This window comes from Deltaproteobacteria bacterium RBG_16_64_85, from assembly GCA_001798885.1.
Taxonomy (GTDB): domain Bacteria; phylum Desulfobacterota; class Deferrimicrobia; order Deferrimicrobiales; family Deferrimicrobiaceae; genus FEB-35.
On sequence record MGQW01000033.1, the window covers coordinates 1 to 5,152 of the forward strand.

General features: G+C 62.6%; 4 protein-coding genes and 1 other RNA gene. 4 read left to right on the top strand and 1 reads right to left on the bottom strand.

The features are described 5' to 3' along the window. Window positions 1-129 precede the first annotated feature (129 nt). The gene (locus tag A2Z13_03800; protein ID OGP79739.1) at window positions 130-540 is read right to left on the bottom strand and encodes a hypothetical protein; all 411 of its coding nucleotides are present in this window, start codon (window positions 538-540) and stop codon (window positions 130-132) included. Here A2Z13_03800 and A2Z13_03805 point away from each other — a divergent pair. The 4 genes from A2Z13_03805 to ssrA all read left to right on the top strand — a co-directional run bounded on the left by A2Z13_03805 (window position 529) and on the right by ssrA (window position 3,561). After that, entirely contained in the window at window positions 529-1,626 is a 1,098-nt protein-coding gene (locus A2Z13_03805; GenBank protein OGP79740.1) for a hypothetical protein, read from the top strand. The genes A2Z13_03800 and A2Z13_03805 overlap by 12 nt on opposite strands. A 1-nt stretch (window position 1,627) precedes the next feature. Further along, complete coding sequence (locus A2Z13_03810) at window positions 1,628-2,110, top strand: SsrA-binding protein (GenBank protein ID OGP79741.1); 483 nt, start codon at window positions 1,628-1,630, stop codon at window positions 2,108-2,110. Between the two features lie 131 nt (window positions 2,111-2,241). Next, a complete protein-coding gene (locus A2Z13_03815; protein OGP79742.1) occupies window positions 2,242-3,108 on the top strand; it encodes a hypothetical protein in 867 nt (288 codons plus the stop codon). A 95-nt stretch (window positions 3,109-3,203) separates the two neighbouring features. Further along, window positions 3,204-3,561: a transfer-messenger RNA gene (gene ssrA, locus A2Z13_03820) on the top strand. Window positions 3,562-5,152: the final 1,591 nt, after the last annotated feature.

Sequence of the window (5,152 nt, forward strand, 5' to 3'; positions counted from 1 at the left end):
GTGGAGTCCGACAGCCAGGCCCCGCGCATCGTCGCCTGAGAACCGGGACGCTAAAAGCTTAGGGACGTTCTTAAACTTTTTAATATCCCTGGCGCCGGAAAAGAACAGGGACGTTCCTGCACTTTTGTCCTACCCCGCCGCTATTTTCAGCCCATCCGGGCGGAATCCGGGGACCCCTTTTGTCCCCGGAGGGGCTCTTGCAACGGTTTCTCCCTGAAATCTCCGGCATTCAAGGATCTTCTTCCCCTTTTCCCGCGGATGGGTGAGCATGGAATATAAGCACGCTGCACTGATCATGGAAAAGTTGATGAACGTCCCCTTGCTTTTGAGGAAAAGTTGATGAACGTCCCTATGCTTTTTGTCGCCTCTCGTCTCCTCCTGGATGATGAGACGTTCTTTTCTCCGGGGGCACTGGCGGTTGATGACGGGTTTGTCGCAGCCGTCGGGGACCCCGCCGATGTCGCGAGGAAGATGCCGGCGGGATGCGAACGGGTGGATCTCCCCGGCCTGGCCATCCTTCCCGGCCTTGTGAACGCTCATGCGCACCTGTCCATCCCGCGGCTATCCGGCCGGGAGGGAATCCCGGCGTCTTCCTCTCTTTCCTTCGTCCACTGGATCCTGCGCGTCATCGAGTGGAAGCGCAACGCCCCACCCGGGGAGTTCGCGGAGAATGTCCGGGCGGCGGCCGGGGAAGCGATCTCCGGGGGGACGACGACAATAGGCGAGATCGCCGGGCCGGACATCGCCGCCTACGCCTCTCTCCCCCTGCGCGCGCGAATCTTCGCGGAAGGGATCGGGTTTCACCCCGAAATCGCCGGGACCGTCCTGCGTGCCGTAGAGGAGGGCGTGGCCCGGATCGAATCGCTCTCCGGGGGCGCCGGCATGCTCGCGCCGGGGATTTCCCCCCACACGCTGTACACCGTCGGGTTCGACCTGTTGCAGGGACTCGCGGGCTTAGGCGCCCGCCTTTCTCTTCCTCTCGCCCTGCACATGGCCGAATCGCCGGCCGAGATGGAGTTTCTGGCGACGGGGGGCGGGGAGGTGTCGACCCGGCTCTACCCGGCGGTGGGGAAGGACGTCTCCTTCTTCCGGGGGATCGGCGCGTCCGTGCCTTCGTTCCTGCGGACGGCGGGGATTTTGCGCGAGGGTTTGATCCTGGTGCATAATGTCCACCTGTCCCGCAGAGAGATCGACGAGTTGCGATCGGACGGCGCGGGGTTCGTCCTCTGCCCGCGCAGCAACGCCGCGCACCGGAACGGATTGCCGGACGTGACGCACTTCGTGGACGCCGGGATCCCCTTCGCGCTCGGGACCGACAGCCTCGGTTCGGTCGGCTCCTTGAGCATGTGGGACGAGATGCGCGAGGCGGCCGGGCTCTACCGGGGCGGCCTTTCCGAGGAGGAACTGTGCCGGTCCCTCTTCCGCGTGGCCACCGGGAACGGCGCCCGTCTTCTCGGGCTATCTTCCGGGACGCTTCTCCCCGGCGCGCCGGCCGATTTCACGGCGATCGACGACCCGGCCCGCGGGAACGCGGGATGGGAATTCTCCCGGATGGTGGACCGGGTGGAGGACAGGGATGTGCGGCTGACCGTCATCGCCGGCGAAAGGATCCACGAGCGGCCCTGAAATGGAAAAGGCAATGACGGAAAAGACGATCGCCACGAACCGGCGCGCCCGGTACGAATACCATATCCTCGAAAATTTCGAGTGCGGGCTGGTCCTGCACGGGTACGAGGTCAAATCGATCCGCCAGGGACGGGTCAACATCCAGGACGCCTACGGGACGGTCCGGGGGGACGAGGCGTTTATCGAAAACATGCACGTCACCCCTTACTCGCACGGGGACCAGCGCATCATCGACCCGCTGCGGACCCGGAAGCTGCTACTGAAAAGGAAGGAGATCGACTACCTCATCGGGAAGACCCGGGAGAAGGGACTGGCCCTGATCCCTTTGCGGCTCTATCTGAAAGGCCCGCGCGTGAAGCTGGAGATCGGGCTGGCCCGCGGCAAAAAACTGTACGACAAGCGGGAGGACATCGCCGCCCGGGACGCGAAACGCGACATCGAGCGCGCCACGCGGAGCAGGTCGAAAACCCGCGACCGGGGGTAACCTGCCCCCCTTTTTTCCCTCCCTACTCGCGGGGCCCGCTTCCACGGAAGCTCCATTTTCCTCCTTCCGGGGCGATCCCTCGGCCCCCTCGTTCCCATCTAAAAAGGAAGAAAAGAGGAAAGGAGAGTGCCATGGCATCGCGGAAAACGATACTGGTCACCGGAGCGACCGGCCGGCAGGGAGGGGCCGTCGCCAGGTGCCTTCTCTCGAAGGGACAGAAGGTACGGATCATGACGCGCACCCCCGAGAAGGCCCGGGAATGGGGGAAGGCGGGCGCGGAAGTGGTGCGGGGGGCTTTCGACGATTACCGCAGCCTCGAGGAGGCCGTTAAAGGAGTCCAAGGAGTGTTCCTCATGGGCACCCCGTTCGAGGCGGACCCGGGGACGGAGGTCGATCAGGGCAGATCGATGGTATATGCCTGCCAGGAGGCAGGCGTTCCGCATCTGGTGTATTCGTCCGTGTGCGGCGCGGACAAGGACACGGCGATTCCTCATTTCGACAGCAAGTTCGAGATCGAGGAGTACATCCGGGAGACCGGTCTGCCGTCCACGATCCTTCGGCCTGTTTTCTTTATGGAGAACTTCGAGTCCCCGTGGATGCGGCCTTCGCTCGAAGATGGAGAGCTCTCGCTGCCGCTGTCGCCGCAGACGAACCTCCAGATGATCTGCGTGAACGACATCGGGGAATTCGCGGCGGAGGCGTTCCTTGATCCCGAACGGTTTCTCGGGGAGGAGATCGACCTGGCGGGGGACGAGAGGAGGATCATGATCGCGTTGTCGGAGATCTCCTGCACGATGAACCACCCGATCCGGTACGAGCGGATGCCGGAGGAGAAGGCCGAGGAAATCCTGGGGTATGACCTCGCCGAGATGTACCGGTGGCTCGACGAGGTCGGATACGACGTGGACATCGAGAGGCTCAGGGGCCGGTACTGGATCCGCCTGACACCGTTTTCCCGATACCTCGGGAAGTCGGGACTGTACCGGAAGGCGGCCTGATCCTCTTTGGGCCCGAATCACGGAGAAAGGCCGGTCGATTCGAGGATTCGGAGGGCGGTTCCCACGCCCCGGGAAAGATGGTATTTTAAACATACGGGGGCGAAACGGTTTCGACGGGGACGTCGATGCTCCCGGGTTGCGTGCCGAGGCCCCGCGGACCTCGTTAAAAGCGGGAACCCATAGTCGCCAACGACTATAGCTACGCTTACGCGGCCTAATTAGCCGCGTACGTCCGACCGCCGATTGCCCGTGTAAGCGGAAGGGCGTCGCCCTAACGGGATAGCCCGAATCCCCCTCCCGGGGGGAGGAAGGGCGAAACCCAAACCGGGATGGTCCGACGGGAACCCTGCCGGCCGGGGTCCCCGGGGACGAGAACGAAACGACCGGAAACGCACGTAGTAGCCCGGAGTAAAGAGTCTTCGGACGGGGGTTCGACTCCCCCCGCCTCCACCATCGCAAAGCATTCGAACCCTCGTCCGAGGCGGGGGCGCCTCGCTCACCCTCCTTGTCCGTCGGATCCATCTCCAATAACGTAAGTGTTTGCAGTTTCGACCTTGCCATGAGGTACGTCCGTCCCACCTCCGGCTTGACCGGTTCCAGTTTAATCTTCCCCAGGAGCTTCCGCAGAAGCAGGGCCGATCTTTCGGTCCGCCGCTCCAGGACCTCTTGGACGGTGGCGACCCGCTCCTCGATCCAGGGCAGGGGCGGGGCCTTGAAGACCCTGTCCCGGCTCTGGCGAAGCAACGACAGCTCCGCCACCAGCTCTTGGACCTTCTTCTCAGAGATTTCCAGGGCGCCGGCTACTGACTTGCTCCCGCGCCCTTCGGCGACGAATTCGATGAAGTTGGCGACCCGACGTTCTTCGGCCTGAAGCTCGGTTTCCTTGAGACGGATCGTCTCGGGAACGTCTGAGCACATTCTGGCGACAGCGTCTTCGACGCGCTTCAGGATATATGCCATGTTCTCGCTGGAGGACAGCGTCTCGCGGACAGATGCAATAACGATCCGCTCGGCCAAACTTCGGCGGACCAAGAGGCGATTCTCGCACGCGCCCTTTGCGGCTCCGAGACATCCGTAATATCCGCTGCCCTTGCCGCTCACCTTTACGATCGCAGATCCGCAGACGCCGCAGACCATACTGCCCGAGAGTAGCTCTTTGGGATAAAGGGCGACCCTGTGGCCTTGCTGGCCCTCGTAACCTCGCTGTCCCTTCCCTCCGGGCCATGTCTTGCGCACTTCCTGGATTCTCGCTTGGACCCGGTTCCATAGTTCCTGCGGAACAATTCGAAGGGACTCGTCGTGGCTTATGAACCATTCCGATTCCGGCTTGGGGAACTTCCGCCGCCTACCCGTCTTCGGATCCCGCCTCGTCTCGCTCCGGTTCCAGACCCACTTACCGGCGTACTTCTCGTTCCGGAGAATTCTGTGCACGGTCGCTGGGGACCATCCCCCCTTCGATCTGAACCTGCCTTGGACACCTTTCTGGTTCAGTGATTTCATGATGCTCGACTCGGCCTGCCCATCGGCAAATTCCTGGAAGATGCGGAGTACCACAGCCGCCTCGCGGGGCTCTATGGTCATCTTGTAACCGTCCGGCCTTGGCCTGCCTTTTTTATCCATGCGGACGGTCCCCACGGGCGTGGATCGATACCCGAACGTTGCCTCCCCGGCGATGAACCCCCGCTGCTTTTGGCCCATCTGTCCCCGCAGTGTCTTCTTCTTGAGGTCCGAAAGCTGTAGCTCGTTGAAGATGCCCCGGATCTGGATACCGAGCTTGGCTTCCTCATCTCCCGTATCGAGGCCGTCTGCGACGGAAACCACACGGACACCGTTGAAGTGAAGTTCCGCCATGAGGGACAGCATGAGGTAATTGTCTCTGGCCAGGCGGGACAGGTCATCGACCAGGACGACGTCGAATTTCTTTGCCTCGCTGGCAGCGAGAAGGGCAGCCAACCCCTTACGATCCGACCTTGCACCGGACGTCGCTTCGTCGGGGAAAATAAGGGACTCGTCTACCGTAAATCCGCGCTGCGCTGCCAGCTTC

Excerpts from the sequence above, each read along its gene's own strand:
- A2Z13_03800 (OGP79739.1), bottom strand. The coding sequence starts at position 540 with ATGAGCGTTCACAAGGCCGGGAAGGATGGCCAGGCCGGGGAGATCCAC.
- A2Z13_03810 (OGP79741.1), top strand. The coding sequence starts at position 1,628 with ATGGAAAAGGCAATGACGGAAAAGACGATCGCCACGAACCGGCGCGCC.
- A2Z13_03815 (OGP79742.1), top strand. The coding sequence starts at position 2,242 with ATGGCATCGCGGAAAACGATACTGGTCACCGGAGCGACCGGCCGGCAG.